This is a genomic window from Dendronalium sp. ChiSLP03b (assembly GCF_034531165.2).
In the GTDB taxonomy this organism is placed as follows: domain Bacteria; phylum Cyanobacteriota; class Cyanobacteriia; order Cyanobacteriales; family Nostocaceae; genus Dendronalium; species Dendronalium minutum.
Genome location: NZ_JAVRBR020000050.1, coordinates 50,483 through 75,447 on the forward strand (window position 1 = coordinate 50,483; position 24,965 = coordinate 75,447).

The window sequence follows — 24,965 nt, forward strand, 5'->3', positions numbered from 1 at the left end:
TGAAGCAATGAATTTAAATTCAGAAGCAGAAAAGTCTGTATCTCCCATCAAGCGCGCACTACTAGCTTTGGACGATATGCAAGCCAAGCTTGATGCGATCGAGTATGCCAAGAAAGAACCAATAGCCATTATTGGTATGGGTTGCCGATTTCCTGGAGGAGCTGACAATCCAGAAGCATTCTGGCAACTGTTGCGTGACGGGGTTGATGCCATTACAGAAGTTCCGCCTGAGCGTTGGGATATTGAGAAATACTACGACCCAGATCCAGATACTCCTGGGAAAATATGTACTCGTAAAGGTGGTTTTTTGGCGCAAGTCGATGCCTTTAACCCTGAATTCTTCGGAATTTCCGCTCGTGAAGCAGTCAGTATGGACCCCCAGCAACGACTATTGCTAGAAGTTAGTTGGGAAGCTCTCGAAAATGCCAGTCAGCCACCAGAGAATTTGTATAACAGTTCCACTGGGGTATTTATCGGCATTTATCTTAATGACTACAGCAAAGTCATGTCCGCAGTCGGAGATCCAACCCAGATTGATGCTTTTAGTGCGATCGGTAACTCGTTAGCTGTAGCTGCTGGACGTTTATCTTATACTTTAGGGCTAAAAGGCCCGACTATGGCCATCGATACATCCTGTTCTTCTTCTTTAGTAACAGTGCATTTGGCTTGTCAGAGTTTGCGTTTAGGAGAATCTCATCTCGCTTTAGCTGGGGGAGTAGGTTTGAATCTGATGCCAGACACCAGTATTGCTCTCTCGAAATCGCGGATGCTCAATCCCAACGGTCGCTGTCAAACTTTTGACGCTGCTGCCAATGGCTTTGTCAAAGGAGAAGGATGCGGTGTTATCGTTCTCAAGCGCCTATCAGACGCTTTGGCTGACAAGGACAACATCTTGGCTGTGATTCGAGGTTCTGCGATTAATCACAATGGTCGTAGTAGTAGTTTGATTGCTCCTAACGGCCCATCTCAGCAAGCCGTAATTCGCCAAGCTTTAGAAAATGGTGGTGTAGAACCAAACCAAGTAGACTATGTAGAAGTTCAAGGTACGGGTACATCTGTCGGAGAACCAATTGAACTAGCAGCTTTAGGGACAGTTTTTGGCAATCGTCCTCAAGACCAACCCTTGGTAATTGGTTCGGTAAAAACTAACATTGGTCACTTAGAACCAGCTTCTGGGGTTGCGAGTTTAATTAAGGTCGCACTCGCTTTGCAACACGGTGAGATTCCACCGCATTTGCACTTTCAGCAACCCAATCCTTACGTCAACTGGGATGAATTACCAGTGAAAGTGCCGACAAAATTGATACCTTGGCCTGCTGGAAAACGGCTAGCGGGAGTGAATGCCTTTGGTTTTAGCGGTACTAACGCTTTTGTAGTTCTGGAAGCTGCTCCGGTTTCAGAACCAATAACAAAGTCAATAGAGCATCCAATGCACCTGTTGACTTTATCTGCCAAGACAGACGAGGCACTAGTTCAGTTAGCCGAGCGATATGAGAAGCACTTAACTGCCAACCCTGACTTAGACTTAGGAGATATTTGTTTTACTGCCAATAGCGGGCGATCGCACTTCCAACATCGGTTAAGTGTGGTAGCATCTTCATCTGCCGAACTCTGCGAAAAACTAGCAACTTTCTGTACTGGACGGGAAGCAGGAGTATTTCAGGCAAAGGCCACAGTTCCGCCCAAAATCGCTTTTTTGTTTACAGATCGAGGCTCGCAGTCTTTCAAAATAGGGCATCAACTCTACCAAACCCAACCAGAATTCCGGCAAGCTTTCGACCGCTGCAATGAGATTTTGCATCCCTATCTAGAACAATCTCTGCTGGAGATACTATATTCTGAACCAGAAACAAACCTTCCTTTCAATGAAATTGCTTACTACCAACCTGCTTTATTTACCTTAGAATACGCTCTCTTCCAGTTATGGAAATCCTGGGGCATAGAACCCACCGCAGTCATGGGTTACGGTGTGGGAGAATATGTTGCTGCTTGTGTAGCTGGAGTTTTCAGCTTAGAAGATGGCTTGAAGTTGCTGATGGAGTCCGTGTCAAGGGAGTTTGAGCGTATTGCCAAACAGGTAATCTACTCCCAACCACGAATTGCTTTAGTTTCTTCTGTGACTGGTGAATTAATTACTACCCAAGTAGCTACTCCCGAATATTGGTGCTATCTAGTGCGACAACCTGTGAGTTTTGCCGCCAGCATGGATACTCTAGCTCAACAGGGGTACGAAATATTAGTGGAAGTTGGATTTGCAGACAAGCGATCGCAACCCTTGTCTAAGACAGAAAAAGTTTGTCTCACTAGTCTGCATTCAGAGAAAGATGAATGGCAACAGTTACTCGAAAGCTTAGCGACTTTATATGTGCGTGGGGCAAAAATAAACTGGTTAAATTTTGATCGGTACTACTTGCGTCAACGCATACAACTACCAACTTACCCTTGGCAGCGAAAACGCTATTGGTTTGGGGATGGTAATTATACAAACAGAAAAGTTGAAAGCTTCTCTCAAAATAATGGACAGTCCTCTATGGTGAAATTTCTTGGTCAGTTGAATATTAAACAACTGATCGAGCAGTTAGAAATTAAGCAAGAACTCTCGCAAGAGGAGTTGAATTTACTGCCTGGGCTGTTTGAGTTATTAACAAAACAATATCAGCCACAAACCGAAGTTTCTCAATCAAAGGCAGCGTCAATGCAGCAAATTAATCCCAAATTGCTGACAGCGACAGATATTCAAGCTTGGCTGGTCGTTCAAATTGCCAAAGAACTCGGAGTTAAACCCGAAGAGATCAATGTCCGAGTACCTTTCGACAGCTACGGTTTAGATTCAGTGCTAGCTATCGGCATTGCTAGCGCAGGCAAACAATTTTTAGGACTTGATGTGTCTCCGCTTCTGCTAGTACATTATCCCACTATTGAGTCGCTTTCACAGCATTTAGCCAAACAATTAGAAGCTTCTGAATCAGAAATGTTTGAATTTTAAAGCCAAAGCTGTTCTAGAAAAACTATAGAAAAAGAGAGATTCTGAATCTATGAACGTATCTGAGATTGTAGAAAATCTGACGCAACAAGGTGTTCAGTTGTGGGCTGATGATGGTAAACTCAAAATTAATTCTCCAAAGGGATTACTCACACCAGAATTACGCACAGAGCTAGCCGAACGCAAAACAGAAATTTTGTCGTTTCTGCAAACAAGTAACGGAACCACTAGCAATCGTTCTGCAAGGAAAACTCAAGACCTTAGTTTGCAGACAATTGGTCGGTTAATTGGAGGTTATTGCCGTAAAGTTACAGGTTTTATTCCTCCCGTTATCGAGCCAAAAGTTATGGCACAGAAGCTAAAAGTAACTTTTAAACCTTTGCCCAATGGATACAAAGAAGACACAATTTTGCAGTTTAGAGAACAGTTGGAAGCTAAGCTGCGAGATAATGAAGTTCAGATTCTACCTTGGGAGGAGGCAACTAAAGAGTTTAATTATGAAATTACGATTCCTTTTATAAATTGGAAAAAAAATATTACAACTAGAGTCGTCAAAGCTAGTGTTAATGCCTTATTTTATGTTGAAAAAAGTCCTTCTTTACTTGACAGAGTTAAAATATTTGTAGTAGAAATATTCTATCGAATATATTCTGTAATGATTCTCAAAAATCGGCAGATATCTGCATCGAAAATTATGCAGCTTATCAGTTGGTCTGAAGAGAATATTCAACCGCTTGAAGACCCCACAAATACTCAAGCGATCGCTTTAACGCAACTCAATCAAAAGTTTATCGATCCAAAAATCCCTTATCAACAGAAAATTCCTATCGGTATCAATACTCTCATCAAAACATTTTCTGAAATTGTCATTGGGATTTCCTCTACAAAGATTTCTATTCTCAATATGAATCTCTCAGACTCGGTATTTCCAGTAGAGTCAATTGATGAATTTGTTCGTAAGTCTTTGATACCTAAAATTTATGTACCAATTCAACCATTGCCTCTGAGTCGATTTGAGGTTGGTGAATACGAGCCACAAATGTCTATCTATGCAAAACAATTAGTTAGATTGGGTCAAGAGTTGACATCAACAAATTTACTGCCTTCTGGTTTTAAATTTAATGATGCGATCAAAAGAAAGTCCCACCGAGATATTGTAGACTGGATGGCAAATGGTAGAACAGGCGTTTCTTATGGTTTTGTTGCTTACGCCGAACCGCCACAATATATAGGTGTGGTAGAAATATCTGAAAGCGAGTGGGAAAGTCTGTTTTCTATTGAAGGATTTAGTCCTGATGAACTGCGTCAGAACGAAATCGGTAGAAGGTATATCAAAACCAGGATTGGGGAAAAACACGTTTTTAAACAGTTACCAGATATCTGGCTGATTAGTTCTCGTTCAGGTTCCAATAAAACAAACTTGAATATAGAAACCGACGTGTTGCGAATTGGGTTACAAGATAGGTTATTACTCGAATTACCAAAAGGCATCGATCCAGTAGTCGGCGATATCAAACCCTCTTATGATATCTATGTCATGGTTGCGATCGCATTAGGTGCTGCTTTGTACGCACCAGAACTGATTAAAAATGGGATGCCAATGGTTCATTTTCATGGCTATCCATCAATTCAGTGGTTTAAAGATAATAACGAGTATTGCACTGGAGTCCACAATCCGTCAGTCCCTTGCGGAACCTATGAATCAGGAGTCTTCAACTTTTTAGGTATATACAACTTAGCGAACAAATATGGCAGCAATATTTCTCTAGCCAGTCTGATCGAGCCAGATCATGGCACAAATATTATCGCCTCAGACTTAGAGTATCTAATTTCCAGAATCAAAACAGGAGTTGAACAGGGACAAATCGAGTTAGGTGGCAAGCATTTCCCTTCCCTCAAAGTGGGGATTGGGGAACTTAAGGCCCCCTCTGGGAATTAGGGACAATGGGGACAAGGAAGACGCGGGGACGCGGAAAATAACAACTGACAACCGACCATTGTACAGACGCGATTAATCGCGTCTCTAACAACTGACAACCAACTCTTAACTCAGCACTAGAATTATGACAATTATTGCAGGTCAGACGGTACTTTTGACAGGTGCATCACGCGGTATTGGAATGTTTATTGCTCGTGCTTTAGCAAAAGAAAAGGCAACCATAGTTGGTGTTTCGCGATCGCAAGAAGGGTTGGATAAAGTATCTGCTGAAGTCAAAGCTTTAGGAGGTAAGTGGATTGGCATTCCCTTTGACATAAGTAAGCTAGAAGATTTACCAATCCTTATTCAGCAAATCAATCACCTTGCAGGTTCCATTGATGTTTTAATCAACAACGCCGGTCTAGAAATATACAAAAAGTTTCAAGATTACTCCATAGCAGAGATGCAGTCTGTATTAACGGTAAACTTAATGTCTGCAATGGAATTATGTCGTTTGCTACTGCCAACAATGTTACGCCAGAGAAGAGGTCATATTGTTAATATCGCTTCTCTGGCTGGTAAAAAGGGATCTCCCTATGACAGCATTTATTCTGCTAGTAAAGCTGGTTTGCTGATGTGGGGTGATTCTCTCAGACAAGAACTAGTGGATACTGGTGTAAAGGTTTCGGCCATTTGTCCGGGATATATTTCTGGTCAAGGAATGTTTGCTGATACTGGCGTACCTGCACCAAGGTTAGCGGGTATATCTAAGACAGCAGATGTGGCTAATGCAGTTATACGGGCTATTCAGCAAAACCAGGTGGAAGCGATCGTCAATCAAGATCCCATAATAGCAGGTATGACAAAGCTATTAATGGCACTGTGGCAAATTTTTCCACGATTTGGAGATACAGTTTACCAGTGGATGGGAGTCGCTAAACTCAATCAACTACGCATCGAAAATCAAATGCAAGTTGGGTTTGAGCCTAGTGGGAATAGATCAATAGTTACCGCGAAAATAGACAAATGAATAAAGCCTATTAAATGAGTAGGCTGACCTACTTGTAAAAGATTGTCCCTAACTAAAATAAAAAGCAAATGGAAAAAGAAAGCCATGAAGAAAGTATATTTGATGATTTATGATTTAGGCGGAGGTCATCGCAGCACTGCCAATGCTTTACAAAAAATTATCGAGAAACGGAATTTGCCTTGGGAAATTCATATAGTCGATGCTTTTAAAGAAATCATTGGGATGACTGCTCCACAGGATGTTTATAATAATCTGATACTCAAAAAAAACTGGGCAAAAATTATTAGTGAGCCTTTATTGGTTCCCTTGTTTAAGTTACAAATACGCCTTTGGCATTTTGCTTGGTTAGCACGTTTTAAAAAATACTGGCAGCAGCATCAGCCTGATATAGTAGTTTCATTGCTGCCATATATCAATCGGCTACTTTATGAAAGTTTACAGGCAGTATCACCCAATATACCCTTTGTTACGCTTCCTATAGATTTTGTAGATTGTCCTCCTAACTTTTGGATAGAATCGCAAAAGCAATTCTTAATTTGTCCCACTGAACAGATGGTTGAACAAGCTCAAAAATTAGGTTATAAGAAAGAGCAAATTTACCCTATTTCAGGAATGGTAATTAACCCTCAAATTTACGAACACATTACTGTAAATCGTCAAGTTGAGAGACAACGTTTAGGTTTAGAACCGAATTTACCCACAGCATTAATCATGTTTGGTGGTTACGGCTCAAATGCAATGATAGAGATTGCCCAGTGTCTAGAACAATCGTCGTTAAAGATACAGCTTATTTTTATCTGTGGACGTAATGAAAAACTAGCAAACATTCTGCGCCACAGTCAAAGTCGCTTGCCTCGGTACGTTGAAAATTTTACCAATGAAATTCCTTACTATATGTATTTATCTGATTTCTTCATTGGTAAACCAGGCCCTGGTAGTCTGAGCGAAGCTGTGGCAATGAAACTGCCAGTAATTACAGAATGCAATGCCTTGACACTGTTTCAGGAACGGGCTAGCACTCAGTGGCTTGTGAATCATGAATTTGGCATTGTAGTCGATCATTTTCGCGATATAAAAACAGCCGTGGCAGAGCTAATTCAACCTGAAAACTTGGCTCGCTATCGGTCTAATGTCGCAGCTTACAAAAATCGGGCTGTATTTGAAGTTGCTGATATTTTGGAAAGCATTATTAAAAACCCCTTCTCATCAGTTACCCTTTCTCCAAACGTTGACATTTGTAATCAATTATCCTCAACCGTTTAATTTATGTTTAAAACACTGTGCTTAGCTGCTTACCTTCCATAAGTATTCAGTGGAAGTTGTTCAGCAATAAGTGTAAAGCAAAAAATCATGAAGAAAATAGTATGTGTAACTGGGGGAAGCGGTGGTATCGGTCAAAACTTATTGAAACATCTATTAGAGAGCTTTTACGTCAAGGCTCTTTTTAGAAAAGAAAATACTACAACTGATGAATGGAAGAAGCGAGGATGTCAAATTATATTGGGCGATTTAAGAAATGAAGAATCGCTTATGCAGTTAGTGGCTGGAACTGAATTTGTTTTTCATTGTGCGGCACTTACTGGTAGTTTGTCTTCAGAACAAGCACATGAAGTTAATGTGGAAGGAACTCGGAGGCTGGCACAAGCTGCTGTAAAGTCAGGTTGTCAAAGATTTATCCATATAAGCTCTATAGCTGTATATAGTAGTACCCCAAATCCAGAGAAAGTCTACACAGAAGAGCTTACAACTATTGAATATCCAACAATGGAGTTATACTGCCTGACAAAGTTGCGTGCTGAAACAGTGCTCAAGGAAGTAGCGAAAAAGCACAATTTAGAATACGTAATCTTGCGTCCCACCTGTGTTTATGGGCCAGCAATAAATTCATATACTATGACACCTCTAAATATAATTCAAAAAGGGTTACCAATTATATTCGGAGATGGAGAAGGACTGCTGGATGTTGTATATGTAGATGATGTCGTCAGAGCTATACTTTTAGCAGCTCGCTCTACAAAAGCTAATGGAGAAATATTCAATATAGGAGGAGAGAGCATAACATGTAAAGAACTTTATTCTTATTATGGTCGGATGCTACAACGGTCTATTCAACATATTTCCAAGGAAATGGCGAATGTTGTGGCGAGTGTCGCCAGCATTCATAAAGAATTGGGAAAAAGTTTAAAGTGGTATTTTGAACTTCATGAAAAATCAGAAAAATATCCATCTACAAAAGCAAAGGAACTATTAGGTTATACTCCACAAGTTCCTCTTATAATAGGTATGTTAAAGACGGAATTTTGGCTTCGGACTGAGCATTATGTTCCTGCAAAACGTCATGCTTTTCAAGGTGCAGTTCCACTCTACAGTTTTTATCCTTACGTAGTACTTCACCCTACTACAGAAGAAGAAATAGTCCAGATAATTCAAGAAGCAGTACAACAAGGTCTGAAAGTTAGAGCTATAGGTTCTCTACACTCTCTTGCTCCTGTACCATCAACAGATGGTGTGTGCATAGTTCTCGATAAATACAAAAATCTTGTTAAGATTGAAGGTTCCCTTGTAACCGTACAAGCAGGAATAAAGATTTGGGAACTTAATGAAATTTTGGCAAAACATAACTTAGCATTACCAATACTTGGAGCAATCGATAAACAAACAGTATCTGGAGCTATTTCTACAGGTACTCATGGTAGTTCCCTCCACTATAAAAGTCTCAGTAGTTACGTTCGTACTTTAAGGATCGTTCGAGCGGATGGAAGTGTTTTACAAGTCGATTGCTCGCAAGAGATATTTCATGCAATAGTTATTTCAATGGGATTGTTTGGAATTATCTCCACTGTAACATTCAACTGTGTTCCAGCATTTTATTTAAAATCTAAAAATTATCCTATGTCGATGGATTCTCTACTTCAGAGATTTCACGAAATTCATCAAAACAATCAGCATGTAGACATAAAGTACGCACCCATTACAGATAATGCCCAGGTATTATTAATAAATGCAGATGTGGAAGCGGTAAAGCAGCATGGAGAATGGAATCCTATTGTACAGACGAAACTAAAACGGATGGTAGAAAAATTCGCTACTAAATTAATGCTGCGTCTTTTTCGTTCTGGCAGATTTAATTGGCTTCAACAATGGAGTATACAACAACATGAAAGAACATTATACGCTTGCCCATCCGGTAGAAGCGATTTTGTATTAACTCATTTTGAACCCATGCTTGACGATCCAATTTCCATGCATGAGATGGAGATTGCCATTCCATATATACAAGCAACTGCTGCACTCACCGTCCTCCGAAATCATTTTCATCAAACCCAGAAATACCCCAACACTTACATCCATATTCGTTGTGCTGCTAAAGAAGATTTCTGGTTAAGTCCTGCCTATAAACAAGATATCTGTTGGTTAGGATTTTGGGAATATCCTTACTCAGGTGATTTTTTTGAGGAAATAATTGAATTACTTCGGCCATTTCATTTTCGTTGTCATTGGGGTAAACACATATCAGCGGATCGAGAATATCTAAAGCAACAATATGAAAAATGGGATGATTTCATTCAATTACACCAAGAGTTAGATCCAAATGGCATTTTCAACAATCCTTATCTTGACAAATTTTTTAATCCTTAACCCTCTCTTAACTCATTAAGTTTCGCGTAAAATCAGGTAGCTATTTCGTTAATTTGATGATGTTCTGAACGTTTTTCTTCCTCTGTATTGAATTAAAGCGCAAACAATCATTTATATGATTAATCCAAATGCAAAGCAGGAGCGTAAAATAATGAGAAATATAGCAGGTAAAACAGTAGTTTTGACTGGTGCTTCAGGTGGGATTGGAGTATACATTGCCCGTGCTTTAGCAAAAGAGCAGGTAAACTTAGTCAGTATTTCTCGTTCTCAGCAGGGACTAGATCGGATATGTGCTGAAATCAAAGCTACAGGTAGTAAAGGGATAAGTATTTCATTTGACATTCAAAAATTAGAAGAATTACCACTGCTAGTAGAGAAAATTACCAAATTTGCAGGTCACATCGATATTTTGATTAATAATGCTGCAATAGAAAAATTCCGGTCTTTTCATGATTACTCATTACAAGATATCCAATCCATATTGACGACTAATCTGCTGGCAGCAATGGAATTAACACGTTTAGTACTGCCAAGTATGTTAGGTCGCAATAACGGTCACATTGTGAATATTGCCTCTGGATCTGGCAAGAAGGGAGCGCCTTACAACAGCATTTACTCAGCTAGTAAAGCTGGTTTGATTATGTGGTCAGATGCGATACGGCAGGAATTAGCTGATACCAATATAGGGGTTTCAGCGATTTGTCCTGGATATACGGATGCAGGAATGTTTCGTGCGCTTGGGGTTTCAGCGCCCAATGGAATGCGTGTTGCTCAACCAACGGAAGTGGCAAATGCAGTACTTCAATCTATTAAACAAAACCAAAAAGAAGTGATACTCGATGGAACTAGTTCCAAAATCTTCTCTGCAATTACACAACTATCTCCACAGTTTGGAGATAGGATTTTTCGACAGCTTGGTGTGGTAAATCTGAACCAAAACTGTGCAAAAAAGCAAATGCAAGCTGAGAATATTGTAAAAAATTAAGTTGAACTCAAGTTCCTTACTTGGTTAATACACAACTTACTTTAAAAACAAAGCAAAATGGTTAACAAGCATTACGATGTCATCATTATTGGTACGGGTGCAGGTGGTGGAACTTTAGCACGTGTTTTAGCACCCAGTGGCAAGAAAGTTTTGGTTTTAGAGCGAGGTACTTTTCTTCCCAAAGAAAAAGCAAATTGGAACCCTAAAGAAGTCGAACGAAAAAAGTGCTATCAAACTTCTGAAGTGTGGTTTGACAAACAAGGCAGACCAGTCCATCCATACACACACTATTACGTTGGCGGCAACACCAAATTTTATGGTAGCGCGCTGTACAGATTTCGCGAGCGAGATTTTGAACAAGTCATTCATAAAGATGGTATTTCTCCAGAATGGCCATTGAAGTATCGAGATTTTGTGCCTTACTACGCTCAGGCTGAAAGACTCTATGACGTACACGGTCAGCGAGGTCTTGATCCGACCGAACCTCCATGCAATGAAGATTATCCCTTTCCACCAATCAGCCATGAACCCTACATGCAACGAATCCATGATGCTCTCAAGAATAAGGGCTTTCATCCCTCTTATCAGCCGCTTGGTATCAAGCTAAATGAAGTGAATCGTTTTTTAAGCGCTTGTATTCGTTGTAATACTTGCGATGGCTTTCCATGTTTTATCAATGCCAAAGCTGATGCTGACATTAACTGTGTACGTCCAGCAATGCTATATCCCAATCTGACTTTGATAACCGAAGCAAAAGTTTTGCGTCTGCATATGAGTGCATCGGGTCGTGAGGTCACGGTTGTGGAAGCTGAAATCGGAGGTCAGCGTCAAATGTTCTCTGGGAATATAGTTGTTGTTGCATGTGGTGCAATTAATTCAGCAGTATTGTTGCTCAGATCGGCTAATGACCAGCATCCGAATGGATTAGCCAATAGTTCTGATTTGGTAGGACGTTATTACATGATGCATAAGATGGCATCGGTTGCAGTTATGAGCATAAAATCCAATCCGATAGCTTATCCCAAAACGCTTTCTATCAATGATTTTTATTGGGGAGAGAAAGATTTTGCTTACCCAATGGGAAACGTGCAGTCGCTCGGCACTATTTCTGAAGATAGAGCTGCTTTGAATGGACCACCTTTTATACCCAAAATAATGTATAGGGCAATAAACAATCGTGCTGTTGCTTGGTTCCTGATTACTGAAGACTTGCCAGATCCCAACAATCGAGTGCGTATTAAGGATGAGAAAATTTTTCTCGATTATACTAATAACAATGAAGAAGCATTTAATCGCTTAATCAATCGCTGGAATCAAGTATTAAAGTCTATTGAGCCATTTTCATTTTATGTGACTACAAAAGTCTCTTTGGAAGCCGTTGGTCATCAATGTGGTACGTGCCGTTTTGGAGAAGATCCCAAAACTTCTGTACTCGATCTAAATTGTCGCACCCATGATGTTGATAACCTTTACATTGTTGATGGTAGTTTTTTCCCATCCAGTGCGGCTTTGAACCCAACGCTAACGATTATAGCGAACGCTTTGCGGGTCGGAGAGCATCTGCTTGCAAGACTGAATTGTGATGTACAAGGCTACCAACTTCAAACGGGACAGGCTGCTTAAGATAAGATTTCAAATTCCAGATGATGCTTTGCGTCCGGTTCAGGTTTTTCCTGACACTTAACACCATAGGAATAAAAAAAATAACATCTACTAAACAACAGTAAGTAGATAGGAGCTTATGGAAATGCGATCGCCATCATATCTAAAAAAAAAGATATTGATTAATATTATCGTCGGCAAGGGTGGTGGAGGGCATTATGCTACGTATAATGCGCTACGTTCAATCATTGAGCGGCAAAAACTACCTTGGCATCTCAATGTAACCGATATAGACGAAATAGCAGATAGCTTATCAGAACGAAAAAAGACAGCGAATGCCTATAAGTTATTGGGATTTTCTGGACATGAATTGTACAATCTGATGCTGAAAAGTGGCTGGACATGGATTTGGCCTCTGAAGATGCGCCTTTCTCAACTACTTCTCAGATTAAATTACGATCTTGGTGTCAGATTTTTTGAGAACTACTGGCGCGAACAACAGCCAGATTTAGTAATTTCTCTAGTAACTATGTGTAATAAAGGACTAGGGGAAAGTTTGCAGAGGGTACAGCCAGGTACGCCTTTAGTGACAATTATGATAGATTTTGCTGATTTTCCGCCTGCGTTTTGGATAGAACCAAAAACAGACAATTATGTGGTTTGTGGAACTGAAAAAGCAGTTGAGCAAGCTCGCGATCTGGGAGTGAAACCAGAGCGGATTATCAAAACTTCGGGAATGGTAATTCACCCTCGTTTTTACGAACCTATGTGTAGCGATCGCCGTATTGAGAGGCAACGTTTGGGTTTAGACCCAGACTGTCCCACTGGAATTGTATTATTCGGTGGTCATGGCTCCAAAGTAATGCTAGAAATTGCCAAGCGTCTGGAGTGTTTTCAACAAAAACTTCAACTGATCTTTCTGTGCGGACGCAATCAAGAACTAGCTTTGGCTCTACGGGAGAATCCAGGTATGCAGAAGAGGTTTGTTACCACCTTTACTGAAGATATACCTTACTATATGCATCTTGCCGATTTTTTTATTGGTAAACCAGGTCCGGGTAGCATCAGCGAGGCGTTAGTGATGAAGCTACCAGTAATTGTGGAACGTAATTTTGCCACACTCATACACGAACGATACAACACAGACTGGATTCAACAGCAGGAAGTAGGTTTAGTTATCCCCAGTTTTCGGAATATTGCTGTTGCAGTTGAGCAGTTTCTTCAGCCGGAAAATTTTGCTCGTTACCGTGCGAATGTTGCTGCTGTAGATAATCGAGCGGTGTTTGAAATTCCTGATATCTTGCAAAAGATTCTTGCTACTAGCTATAAGACAACAGTGGCAGAAGCTCTTGAGCCGAGGTTGTAAAAGCGATGAATCAAGCTCGTGTGAAAGCTATGATACTGGCGGCGATGTGTTTCGCCCTCTTTATGTCCTATCTCGACGACACCGTTGTGAATTTAGCACTCCCCAAGATTCAGATCGATTTGGGCGCTGGTGTGTCAGGATTGCAGTGGATTCTCAATGCCTACACTCTGCCCGCAGCTAGTCTGGTGCTGACGAGTGGCACACTAGGAGATATTTATGGGCGCAAGCGAATCTTTCTTACAGGACTGGTCATTTTCACGATCGCCTCCGCAGTTTGTGGTCTGGCCCCCAATTTGAGTATTTTGATTGCTGGGCGAACTTTTCAAGGAATTGGTGCTGCTGCCCTAGTGCCCAGTTCTCTTGCTATCGTCGCTGATACCTTCTCTCACCCAAAGCAGAAAATGAAAGCGATCGCTATCTGGTCTGCAATATCAGGACTTGCTCTGGTTGCTGGCCCGATGTTAGGCGGACTACTTGTGGATCTTTTGGGGTGGCAGAGCGTTTTCTTTCTGAATGTACCACTCGGCGCGATCGCTTTTTGCGTGACCTCCTGTGTTGTTAAAGAAGTTGCAAATCCGAGCAAGCAGAGTATAGATGTACCAGGGTTATTGCTGAGTATCATCTTGCTGGCTTCACTTACCTATGCACTGACCGAGAGTAATGCTGAGGCGTGGCAATCACCACTTACTATCTGTCTGTTGCTATTCACTGGATTGAGCTTTCTAGTATTTTTGCTTGTTGAGTCCCGCAGCAGCCACCCGATGCTGCCACTAAAATTGTTTAAAAACTCAACTTTTGCTGTAGTTAATGTCGTTCAGGTTTTAATATTCTTCACCATCATCAGTTTGTTGTTCATTTTCAGCTTGTTCTTGCAGCAACTGCAAGGGTATTCGGCAGCAGCAGCGGGTCTGCGCTTCCTACCGATGAATGCAGCTTTTGTCATCGCATCGCTGGTTTCTGGATGGTTTGCTGCTCAGCTAGGGTGGCGCTTTACAGTCACTACAGGATTGATAGTGGCGAGCTTGGCGACATTTTCGTTTATCAGAATTAGTAGCAATACCGAATATGCAGCAATCTGGTGGAACCTTGTTCTCTGTGGCTTCGGTAGTGGCTTGACAATCGCGCCCTTAACAGCAGCAGCAATGAGTTCTGCACCTAGGGCACAAGCGGGAATTGCTTCAGCAGTACTCAACACCAGTGCCCGTCTCGGTGGTGTCTTGGGAATTTCTCTACAGGGAACAATTTTTACACAACGGCTAGCCTCAGACTTGAAGCGATCGCTCTCTGCTTGGAATTTACCTTCAAACCTCCAAGACACAGTCATTACCTATGCTTTGCATGGTGGAACTCAATTCCCTATTAACCTCCCAGCCAGCATCACTCCCTCTGCTTTGCATCAAATCATGAGTAATGCATTCATCTCTGGTCTCCACGCAGTTGTGCTAGTGGCTAGCTTTGCCCTGCTAGCAGGAGCATTTTTGATTTTGGCATTTGTAGGGTTAACTGCAAACGAAGCTACTAAAAAAGTCGAAAAAATTTAAATCAGTCAAAGAACTTAAATAAAATGGATCAGCAATTTCTCATTTCATTATGGACTCCTGGCAGCGATATAGTCACCGGAGATCCCGAAGCCAACTTTGAAGGCATTTTCGGTCGTGCTGGAAATGATGTTATTTATGGTTACGATCCTGGTGCAAGTAATGTTGGTAGGCAAGATATTGATGTTTTGTTTGGTGACATATTTGATAACTCTGCACAAGAATTTCAAACTATAACTGATATCACCCAAGGTAATTTACTATCAATACTAAATAACAAAATACCATCGGTTGGGTCAGACAGATTTGTTCTTGGAGATGCAAATCAGTCCTACTATACAGATAATAGTGGTAACCCCTACAATTTAATTACAACCAACACCCTTGGTTTTAACGAGTTTGCTGTAATTTATGATTTCGATCCAAATAGTGACACCATACAGCTGCACGGTAAACCGGAAGATTATTCATTAGTAGCAATTAATGGATTAGAAATCTCAGGACTCAACCAACCTTTAATTGGAAAGGCGATCTTTTCTCTGCAACAGGGAACACCTGACTTGGTTGCTTTTCTGATTTCACCTCCTGAAGCAGATTTAAATCTACAGGACAAATATTTTCAGTTTGTTGATACAAAATCAGAAACAAAACTAGCGCCAGAAAAGATTGGGCAATGGGGGAGTATCGGTATCGATTTCAGTTATGATACTGCTGTCGATCCTGCGGGTAATGTATATTTCACAGGCTCTACCAGCGGTTCTTTGCAAGGACCCAATCAAGGTTTGACAGATGCCTGGGTAGCTAAGTATGACAACAATGGCAATCGATTGTGGGGTAAGCAGATTGGTTCTGCCGATGCTGACATAGCCTATGCCCTCGCCACAGATAAGGACGGTAACTTCTACCTAGCGGGAACCACGGGGGGCGATTTATTTTCAACCAAGCAATCAGAATATCAAGATGCTTGGCTAGCTAAGTATGACAACAATGGAAATCTGTTGTGGGGTAAGCAGTTTAGAGCTGATTTAACTGCTTATTCTAATCCTGCCTTTGGTCTTGATGTAGATGAACAAGGCAACATCTACTTATCGGGATTAGGAATTAAAAACAATGAAAGAACAGACATCTTCAGTTTTGCTGTTCAAGATGATACTTGGGTAACTAAGTTCGACAGTAATGGTAACCAAAAGTCGTTTACGCTGATTGGAAGTTATTATTTTGACGAATCTTATGACCTTGCCATCGATCGCAATGGTAACACCTACGTTACAGGATGGAGTCAAGGCTTAGTCCAAGAGTCAGATCCGTCTCGACAGCTTTTGAAGTACGATGCCTGGTTGGCAAAGGTGGATACCAGCGGTCAAGTGGCGTGGATTCAACAGTTTGGCAGTCAAAATCAAGGTATTGACTATTCATGGGGTGTTGCAACTGACAGCCAAAACAACATCTACGTTAAAGGATGGACTACAGGAGATTTAGGAGGAACAAATCAAGGGTCTTATGATATTTGGTTGGCTAAGTATTCTCCTGATGGTAACCAACAATGGGTACGTCAGTTTGGTACTAGCGGCGATGATGGTTCCTACGTGAAGGGTCTAGCAGTCGACTCAAATAACAATATCTATTTAACTGGATACACCAACGGTAACTTAGGAGGTGTGAATGCTGGGGATTTCGATAGTTGGGTAGCTTCTTATGACTCTAATGGTAACCAACGTTGGATTCAACAGTTTGGATCTGCACAACTTGACTACGGTACAGATGTTAGTGTTGACAATGCTGGTAATATCTTCGCTACAGGATTTACTGAAGGCTCTCTTGGTGGGATTAATGCAGGAGCAATGGATAGTTGGATAGCTAAGCTCGATGCTAATACAGGCACTCTGCTAACATTTAATCCATCCTTCTCTCCAGAAATCAATCCAGTTGTTGGTACTGCCAACAGCGATCGCCTACTCGGTACTGTTGGCAAAGATCAAATTAATGGAGAGGATGGCAGTGATGTCATTGATGGCAAAGAGAGTAATGACCTGCTGATTGGCGGCTCTGGTAATGACACGCTTGTTGGTGGCTATGGTAATGATACGCTCACTGGCGGTATAGGTAACGATACTTTCGTATTTGATACAGGCAAACCTTTTGTTACAAGTGACCTTGGCACAGATAAAATTACGGACTTCACATCTACTGCCGATAAGATTCTTTTGAATACGAATACCTTTACTGTTCTGAAAAATTCCATTGGAGCAGCTTTTAACTCTCTGACAGACTTAGATTTTGCCACAGTCTCCAACGGTGCCGATGCTAAAAGTAGCTATGCGGCGATTGTTTACAACTCTACAGATGGCAGTTTGTTCTATAACGAAAATGGTCTTGCTTCTGGTTTTGGTAGTGGTGGTTTGTTTGCAACTTTAGATGGAAATCCCAGTCTGAGTGCAGTAGACTTCCAGATTATTAGTTGAACTGGGGACACGGGGACACGGGGAATAACTACAGACCTATACCTAATCCCCAATACCCAGCCTTTTAATAAGGACTTTTAATCCAAAATCTAAAATCCCAAATTGCTATAAGATGACACAAAGCACTGCAACCATTCGAGAATTCCTTGCTAGTATCTGTCCATTCGATCGCTTAGATACAACTACTATCGATCGCATCGCCGCCAAACTCGAACCTCGGCGCTATCGGATGGGTCAAGGAATTATCATACAAGAAACCCTTCCGACTAACGTCATTATTCTTTACCAGGGACAAGCCCGTTTATTGGCACATGCTCCTGGTGCTAGCACTCCAGAAACTCTGCAACTACTAAAACCAGGAGACATCCTCGGCTGGACAAGCTTGGTGCGTGGCGTTCCTTGTGAAACTGCGATCGCTTCGTGTGAAACCCTTTGTTTGGCGATGAAAGCAGCCGATTTTATGGCACTACTCCAAGAAGATGGGGAAATAAACAGATGGGGCAAAAACTCATCCCATATCCCCAAATCCTCATCAGGATTCGCTGCATATTTCCGCAACTCTTGCAGCTTAATTGAAGTTTTTGATTTGTTGGGTGCGGAATTAGAACGCCGCGGTCAGAGTCCAGACAATCTCAAAGAACTAGCTATAGCGGCTGCACGTCAAACTACTATCCTCAACTTACCCTCTGGTAAAACATCTCTGCAACAGCTAGACCCTAACCTTTTATGGCTAGTTAGTAGTTCAGGTTCTAATTATATTGTGGGCGATCGCCTTAACTTTGCCGAAGCGCAAGCTTACATCACTGGCAAAGTTCGTTTAATCGGTTTTACTGACCCTTCTTTTTCCCTCCCTCACTCCCACACTTTGTCACTCTCGCCCTCCCTGGAATGGGATCGTGTTCCTTTCGCCCCAGAATACCCAGAAGAACCAGAAGAAACTCACAAAGCACAAGTCAAATATCCCCACATATCAGGTCGCGGCGCTGTAGAAGGCACTCTTGCTTGTTTTCAAATGGTCGCGCAACACCTAGGAATGCCATTTCGTCAAGATGTCCTACGCCGCGCCTTAGTCAACAATCAAAAGCGCACGGGTAGTATTTCCATGCAATTATGCGGTGCCTTGGCAGAATTAATGGGACTTACCTCACAACTAGTTAGCGTTCCTGCTGTTGCAATCTCTAAACTACCAACTCCTGCCCTGATTCCTTGGCAAGATAGTTTTGCTCTTCTCTACAAAGCCACAGCAAAAGAATTAATTATTGCCATTCCAGAACAAGGCATTGTCCGTAAAAAGCCAGCAGATTTTATGGAAACTTGGGGAGAAGAAGGACAAGTACTACTTCTAGAACCAACCAAAGAAACTCCCAAAAAGCGATTTGGTTTATCGTGGTTTCTGCCTGCGATTAAAAAGCATCGCACTGTACTGATAGAAGTGTTTATAGCGTCTTTATTTGTACAAATCTTAGGATTATCAAATCCCATTATCACCCAAGTAATTATTGATAAAGTCATCATTCAAAACAGTATTAATACTCTCAACGTTTTAGGCTTTTTACTCATAGCAATGGCTGTGGTAGAAGGTGTAATTAATTGGCTGCGTACCAATCTCTTTGTCGATACTACTAATCGCATTGATTTATCTTTAGGTTCAGAAGTTATCGACCATTTGTTGCGTTTACCATTGCGTTATTTCGAGAAGCGTCCCGTTGGTGAAATATCAAGCCGAATCGACGAATTAGAAAATATTCGCTCTTTTCTGACAGGTACTGCTTTGACCGTTGTTTTAGACGCTATTTTTTCTGTTATCTATATTGTAGTCATGCTGTTTTACAGTTGGCTGCTGACTATTGTAGCACTAGCAACAGTACCTTTATTTGCACTGCTCACATTGATTTTCACACCAATTATTCGCAGCCAAGCTAGAACTAAAGCCGAACGCAATGCCGAAACACAATCGTATTTAGTAGAAGTAGTTTCTGGCATTCAAACTGTTAAAGCCCAAAACATCGAACTCAACTCTCGTTGGCAATGGCAATCTCGCTACGCACGTTACATTAGCGCTAGTTTTCAAAATGTTCTCACTTCTAATACTGCTAGTTTCCTCAGCAACTTCCTCAACAAAATTTCTAGTTTGTTACTGCTATGGGTAGGTGCATATCTGGTGTTAAAAGGACAACTCACATTGGGAGAATTAATCGCCTTCCGCATTATCGCTGGCTATGTCACCAGTCCCTTACTACGGTTAATTCAACTGTGGCAGAACTTCCAACAAACGGCATTATCTCTAGAAAGGCTAGCAGATATTTTAGATACTCCTCAAGAAATTGAACTAAGAGTGGCAGAAAAGAATAAATTTCTCTCTTCTCCCTCTTCGCAAATTCCCATGCCTGCTATTGTTGGTGCTGTTCAGTTTGAAAATGTTATCTTTAGTTTCGCTAAAAACTCTAACCCCCAACTCAATAACGTTCATCTTGATATTCTCGCAGGGATGTTTGTGGGAGTTGTGGGACAAAGTGGTGCTGGTAAAAGTACATTAACCAAACTCTTAGCTCGCCTCTACGAACTAGATTCCGGTCGGATTAAAATCGATGGCTATGACATTAGCAAGGTAGAACTCTATTCCCTGCGCCGTCAAATCGGTATGGTGCTACAAGATACTTTACTATTTGATACTACGGTACAAGAGAATATTGCCCTGAATATGCCCGATGCTACGCCAGAACAAATTGTAGAAGCTGCCAAGGTTGCTTGTGCCCACGACTTTATTATGAACTTACCTAACGGTTATGAAACTCGTGTTGGTGAGAGGGGTTCGGCTTTATCTGGGGGACAAAGACAACGAATAGCGATCGCTCGTACTGTTCTGCAAAACCCACCGTTTTTGATTCTAGATGAAGCTACGAGTGCTTTAGACTATGCCACTGAACGTCAGGTGTGTTTCAACCTAGCACAAGTATTTCAGAGAAGGACAGTATTTTTCATTACCCATAGGTTAGCAACAATTCAGAATGCCGATGTGATTTTAATGATGAGCCAAGGACGAATTGTAGAACAGGGAAATCATGCAGAACTTATGGCTTTAAAAGGACTTTATTACTGCTTATATCAACAACAAGTAGTAGGAGTGTAAAGAGGAAGAGAAAGCGATTGCAAGAGCATTTTTCAACAATATATAATTGTATAACAATGTTTTGAAGTTGCATATAAGTTGTAATACGAAAGTAATTAATCTAATATAGGCGGTAAGAGTAATGAGTAGGCTAATTGATAGCAATCCTAGATACTTTGTGAAAAGTATTTTTTTAACTAATCGCGTTAAATCATGAAACGTGTACTAATAATTTATTACTCCCATTCGGGAGATGTTGCTCGCGCAGTCAAATCTTTTACCAAATATCTCAATACACCAGAAATTGAGCTTACCTGGGAGTGTATTAAACCAAAATCTCATTATCCTTATCCTTGGAATCTATATAAGTTTTTTGATGTTTTCCCAGAATGTGTTAACGGCGAATATCCAGAAATTTATCCGCCGGAATTCAATCGAGATGACAAATTCGATCTAGTAATTCTTGCTTATCAAGTTTGGTTTTTAGCACCATCTTTACCAATTCAGGGCTTTCTGAAGTCCGAGTATGCAAAAGTTTTTCAGGATACGAAAGTTATTACTTTAGTAGTCTGTCGAAATATGTGGCACTCTGCCTCAGAAACTATGAAGAAAATGATTACTGAAGTCAGAGGTATTCATATTGACAATGTGGTGATAACTCACCAAGGGCCTCCTTTGGCTACTTTTGTTACCACTCCCTGGTCATTGTTGACGGGTAAAAAACACAGATTTTTGGGAGTATTATCTGCTGCGGGGGTTAAAGATGAGGAGATTAATGCACTATCAAGATTCGGGGAGCGGATAGCGAATAATCTTACAGCCTTAAGTGATTGTTCTCATCAGCCAATATTTAATGGACTTGGGGCTGTTGAAGTCAATCAACGCTATGTCATTCCAGAACTAATTGGACGAGTAATATACCGTCCTTGGGCAAAAATAGCTCGGTTTTTTGGTCAACAGGGAAGTTGGAGCAGACTACCGATAATCTGCATCTTTGCAGTTCATCTTGTATTTGCTATTCCAATTGTTCTGATACTTTCCGCTGTTATTCAATTTCTCTTTGCTCCGCTGATTCATAAAAAAATAGCGTCTTATGTTGAAGTTCTAAAATCTCCAATAGGTGTGAGTTAGAAGTCAATCATAACTCATGCTTTGAAAGAGTCACATTTGTTAATTTCATATTTTGTTAGTTTGTATGGAGGACATTATGGTTTCAGCATACATTACAGGTATAGGAGTGTTTTTACCTAATGAACCGATAAATAATGAGGAGATTGAAAACGTTCTTGGGTTAGTCAACGGAAAACCGTCTCGGTCTAAAAGTCGAATCCTAAAAAACAACGGTATCAAATCTCGATATTATGCAATAGACCCAAAGACTGGCAAGCAAACTCATAATAATGCACAATTAACAGCTGAAGCAGTGCATAATCTTTCTAAAGACTATAATTTGCCGTTAGAGAAAATTGAATGTTTGGTCTGTGGAACCTCAGGCCCGGATCAATTTATTCCTAACCATGCTCTCATGGTGCATGGGGAGCTTGGATGTCCTCCCTGTGAGGTTATAGCCACAAGTGGTGTCTGTTGTGCAGGAGTGACTGCCTTCAAGTATGGATATATGAGTGTATCGTCTGGATTGACCAAAAATGCTGTAACAACAGGGTCAGAATTAGTCTCGAATGCACTTACAGGGATTTACTTTCAACCAGAAATAGAAGCAAAAATTCAGGATTTAGAAACAAAACCTATCATAGCTTTCGAGAAGGATTTTTTAAGATGGATGCTTTCCGATGCTGCTGCTGCGGTGTTAATAACAGATACTCCTCGTCAAGATGGTCTTTCACTGAGAATAGACTGGATTGATATCATATCTTTTGCTAATGAACTCGATACTTGTATGTATATGGGAGCTATCAAAAAAGCAGATGGTTCTTTACAAGGCTGGCGGGAAGTCGAAAATCCAGAAGAAGTATGGCAAGAGAGTTATTTTGCCCTCAAGCAGGATGCAAAATTGCTAGGCGAAAATGTAGTTTCGTATGGAATTCAAAAAGGCTTTACACAAGTTCGAGATAAACACAACCTGAAACCAGATGATATCACTTGGTATTTGCCCCATTACTCATCAGAACATTTCAAGCAGTCACTCTACGATGAGTTGGTAGAAATTGGATTTCATATTCCGTTTGATAAATGGTTTACTAATCTAACCTATAAGGGTAATACAGGCTCGGCCTCTATCTTTGTGATGTTGGAGGAATTGATGTCATCAGGCAAAGTTGAACGGGGCGATAAAATATTTTGTTTAGTTCCTGAGAGCGCTAGATTCTCATACGCTTATATGCACTTGACAGCCATTTAATTTGTCAGACGAAATGCCGACCAAGAAGAATAAGTATTTTCTTAAGAGTATTTCAGGTGGGAGTGAGTTTTGAGTATGGAAAATAGATTGACCACATCAGAAAGTGACATCATTCCTAAAATTTTAAAAGTTTTAAATGTAACCACACCTGGCAGCGACTTGCTTTTCAAGAGTGAAAACAGTGAACTGATGTGGGGTCGCTCTGGAAACGATATTTTTCTTGGTAATAACTTAGGTAATAATAATTCCCATGAACAGCAAATTGATATTATGCTCGGTGATAGTGACTTACTAGGAGCATTCGAGGGCAGTCAGCTTACTTGGGATGACAGATTTGTTATTGGTGATTGGAAACAGCCATACTATGTTGATGGGAAAGGACTCAACTTCGGTTTAAACCAATTTGCCTTAATTTTAGACTTTAACTACAAGCAAGATATCATTCAGCTACATGGCACCTCTGAAGACTACCAACTGGTAGAATCTCCTTTGGGAACAGCGATATTTTGGAAGCAGGAAATTGTACCCGATCTCATCACCTTTTTGCCTGGAGTCGATCGTTTGAGTCTTGAGGCTAACTACTTCCAGTACGAGGGTTACACGCCACCAGAACCAGTACAAGGCGAGATTCAGCAATTGGGGTCTACTGGTATTGACTTGCTTGCAAGTTCAGCCACGGATACCTGTGGCAACCTATATGTAGCAGGATTGACTAATGACTCTTTGGGAGGAGCCAATGCTGGGTCTGATGATGTCTGGGTGGCCAAGTATGACAGTAATGGCAATCAGCAGTGGATTAAACAGTTTGGTACTTCTAAGGCTGACTTTGCCACTAGTGTTGCCACCGACAATAAGGATAACTTCTACTTACTAGGATTAACCAAAGGCGATTTGGAAGGTTTCAATCAAGGCCAAGATAATTATGATGTTTGGGTAAGCAAGTATGACAGCAATGGCAATCAGCAGTGGATTCAACAGTTTGGAGTCGGTCTGATTGATAGCTCATTTAGCATGAAGGTCGATGGCGATCGCAATGTCTACCTCACAGGATTTAGTATTAAACAACAGCAGAATGGGCTAATTTTTCAGCCTGATGGCTACGCGGACGATCCTTGGGTAACCAAATTTGACAGCAATGGCAACCAGCAATGGTTTCAACAGTTTGGGAGTTCGGCTTTAGACGAAGCTTACGCTGTTGATGTCAGTAATGATGGCAGTATTTACTCTACAGGATGGACCCTAGGTGACTTGGGAGGAAAGAATGCTGGACTATACGATCTCTGGCTTACTAAGCACGACAACAATGGTCAGTTGGAATGGATTCGACAGTTTGGCACTAAGGATTATGAATTCCCAAGGGGGATTGGTACAGACAGTCAAAGCAATGTCTACATGACAGGATGGACCCTAGGCAACTTGGGGGGACAAAATGCTGGGTCTGATGATGCTTGGGTTGCTAAGTATGACAGCAATGGTAACCAGCAGTGGATTCAACAGTTTGGCACTAGCGGTGATGATGCCTCCTTAAGCATGAAGGTTGATTTAAATGGCAATATCTTCCTGGCGGGATATACCGACAAAGATTTGGGGGGAAAGAATGCTGGATCTAATGATGCCTGGATTGCTAAGTATGACAGTAATGGTAACCAGCAGTGGATTCAACAGTTTGGCACTAGCGGTGATGATGCCGCCACCAGTGTTAGCGTTGACAACACTGGTAACGTCTACGTTACAGGAATTACTGAGGGATCTTTTGGAAATACCAATGCTGGGTCTGTCGATAGCTGGATCGCAAAGCTTGATTCGGAGTCGGGAACTCTGCAAGACTTCAGTAGTACTTGAGAGTTAGTAATAATACAGCAGATTCAGCAGTCAGGAGGAGCTAGTTGCGGTGAGCCACCCCGTTGAAGCAAGTGTCATCGGCTGTGATATGTCATTGTGAGTAGAACGAAGTGTAACTGATATCCAATTACT

The 24,965-nt window shown here is 41.2% G+C and carries 14 protein-coding genes; all 14 read left to right on the top strand.

The window, feature by feature from the left end; translation table 11 throughout:
- The first annotated feature begins 7 nt into the window (after nt 1–7).
- Complete coding sequence (locus RMY31_RS12975; RefSeq protein WP_322657605.1) at nt 8–2,986, top strand: type I polyketide synthase; 2,979 nt, start codon at nt 8–10, stop codon at nt 2,984–2,986.
- Nucleotides 2,987–3,035: 49 nt separating this feature from the next.
- Nucleotides 3,036–4,922, top strand: a complete 1,887-nt coding sequence (locus RMY31_RS12980; RefSeq protein ID WP_322657604.1) for a hypothetical protein — start codon at nt 3,036–3,038, stop codon at nt 4,920–4,922.
- 124 nt (nt 4,923–5,046) lie between these two features.
- Entirely contained in the window at nt 5,047–5,931 is an 885-nt protein-coding gene (locus RMY31_RS12985) for an SDR family NAD(P)-dependent oxidoreductase (protein WP_322657602.1), read from the top strand.
- Between the two features lie 84 nt (nt 5,932–6,015).
- A complete protein-coding gene (locus tag RMY31_RS12990; RefSeq protein WP_322657601.1) occupies nt 6,016–7,194 on the top strand; it encodes an MGDG synthase family glycosyltransferase in 1,179 nt (392 codons plus the stop codon).
- Between the two features lie 87 nt (nt 7,195–7,281).
- Nucleotides 7,282–9,570: an NAD-dependent epimerase/dehydratase family protein gene (locus tag RMY31_RS12995; RefSeq protein WP_322657600.1), complete on the top strand. Its 2,289-nt coding sequence runs from the start codon at nt 7,282–7,284 to the stop codon at nt 9,568–9,570.
- Between the two features lie 151 nt (nt 9,571–9,721).
- The gene (locus tag RMY31_RS13000) at nt 9,722–10,555 is read left to right on the top strand and encodes an SDR family NAD(P)-dependent oxidoreductase (RefSeq protein WP_322657598.1); all 834 of its coding nucleotides are present in this window, start codon (nt 9,722–9,724) and stop codon (nt 10,553–10,555) included.
- 57 nt (nt 10,556–10,612) lie between these two features.
- Nucleotides 10,613–12,178: a GMC family oxidoreductase gene (locus RMY31_RS13005; RefSeq protein ID WP_322657597.1), complete on the top strand. Its 1,566-nt coding sequence runs from the start codon at nt 10,613–10,615 to the stop codon at nt 12,176–12,178.
- 124 nt (nt 12,179–12,302) lie between these two features.
- On the top strand, nt 12,303–13,523 hold the full coding sequence (locus RMY31_RS13010) for an MGDG synthase family glycosyltransferase (protein WP_322657596.1): 1,221 nt from the start codon (nt 12,303–12,305) through the stop codon (nt 13,521–13,523).
- Nucleotides 13,524–13,528: 5 nt separating this feature from the next.
- A complete protein-coding gene (locus tag RMY31_RS13015) occupies nt 13,529–15,064 on the top strand; it encodes an MFS transporter (protein WP_322657595.1) in 1,536 nt (511 codons plus the stop codon).
- 23 nt (nt 15,065–15,087) lie between these two features.
- Nucleotides 15,088–17,523 (top strand): SBBP repeat-containing protein, encoded by a 2,436-nt coding sequence (locus RMY31_RS13020; RefSeq protein WP_322657594.1) that lies wholly within the window; start codon nt 15,088–15,090, stop codon nt 17,521–17,523.
- 112 nt (nt 17,524–17,635) lie between these two features.
- The gene (locus RMY31_RS13025; protein WP_322657593.1) at nt 17,636–20,653 is read left to right on the top strand and encodes a peptidase domain-containing ABC transporter; all 3,018 of its coding nucleotides are present in this window, start codon (nt 17,636–17,638) and stop codon (nt 20,651–20,653) included.
- Nucleotides 20,654–20,845: 192 nt separating this feature from the next.
- Nucleotides 20,846–21,763: a hypothetical protein gene (locus RMY31_RS13030; protein ID WP_322657592.1), complete on the top strand. Its 918-nt coding sequence runs from the start codon at nt 20,846–20,848 to the stop codon at nt 21,761–21,763.
- 76 nt (nt 21,764–21,839) lie between these two features.
- Nucleotides 21,840–22,991 carry a beta-ketoacyl-ACP synthase III gene (locus tag RMY31_RS13035; protein WP_322657591.1) on the top strand — a complete coding sequence of 384 codons (1,152 nt, stop codon included), beginning with the start codon at nt 21,840–21,842 and terminating at the stop codon, nt 22,989–22,991.
- Between the two features lie 75 nt (nt 22,992–23,066).
- The gene (locus RMY31_RS13040; protein ID WP_322657590.1) at nt 23,067–24,833 is read left to right on the top strand and encodes an SBBP repeat-containing protein; all 1,767 of its coding nucleotides are present in this window, start codon (nt 23,067–23,069) and stop codon (nt 24,831–24,833) included.
- The last annotated feature ends 132 nt before the right edge of the window (nt 24,834–24,965 follow it).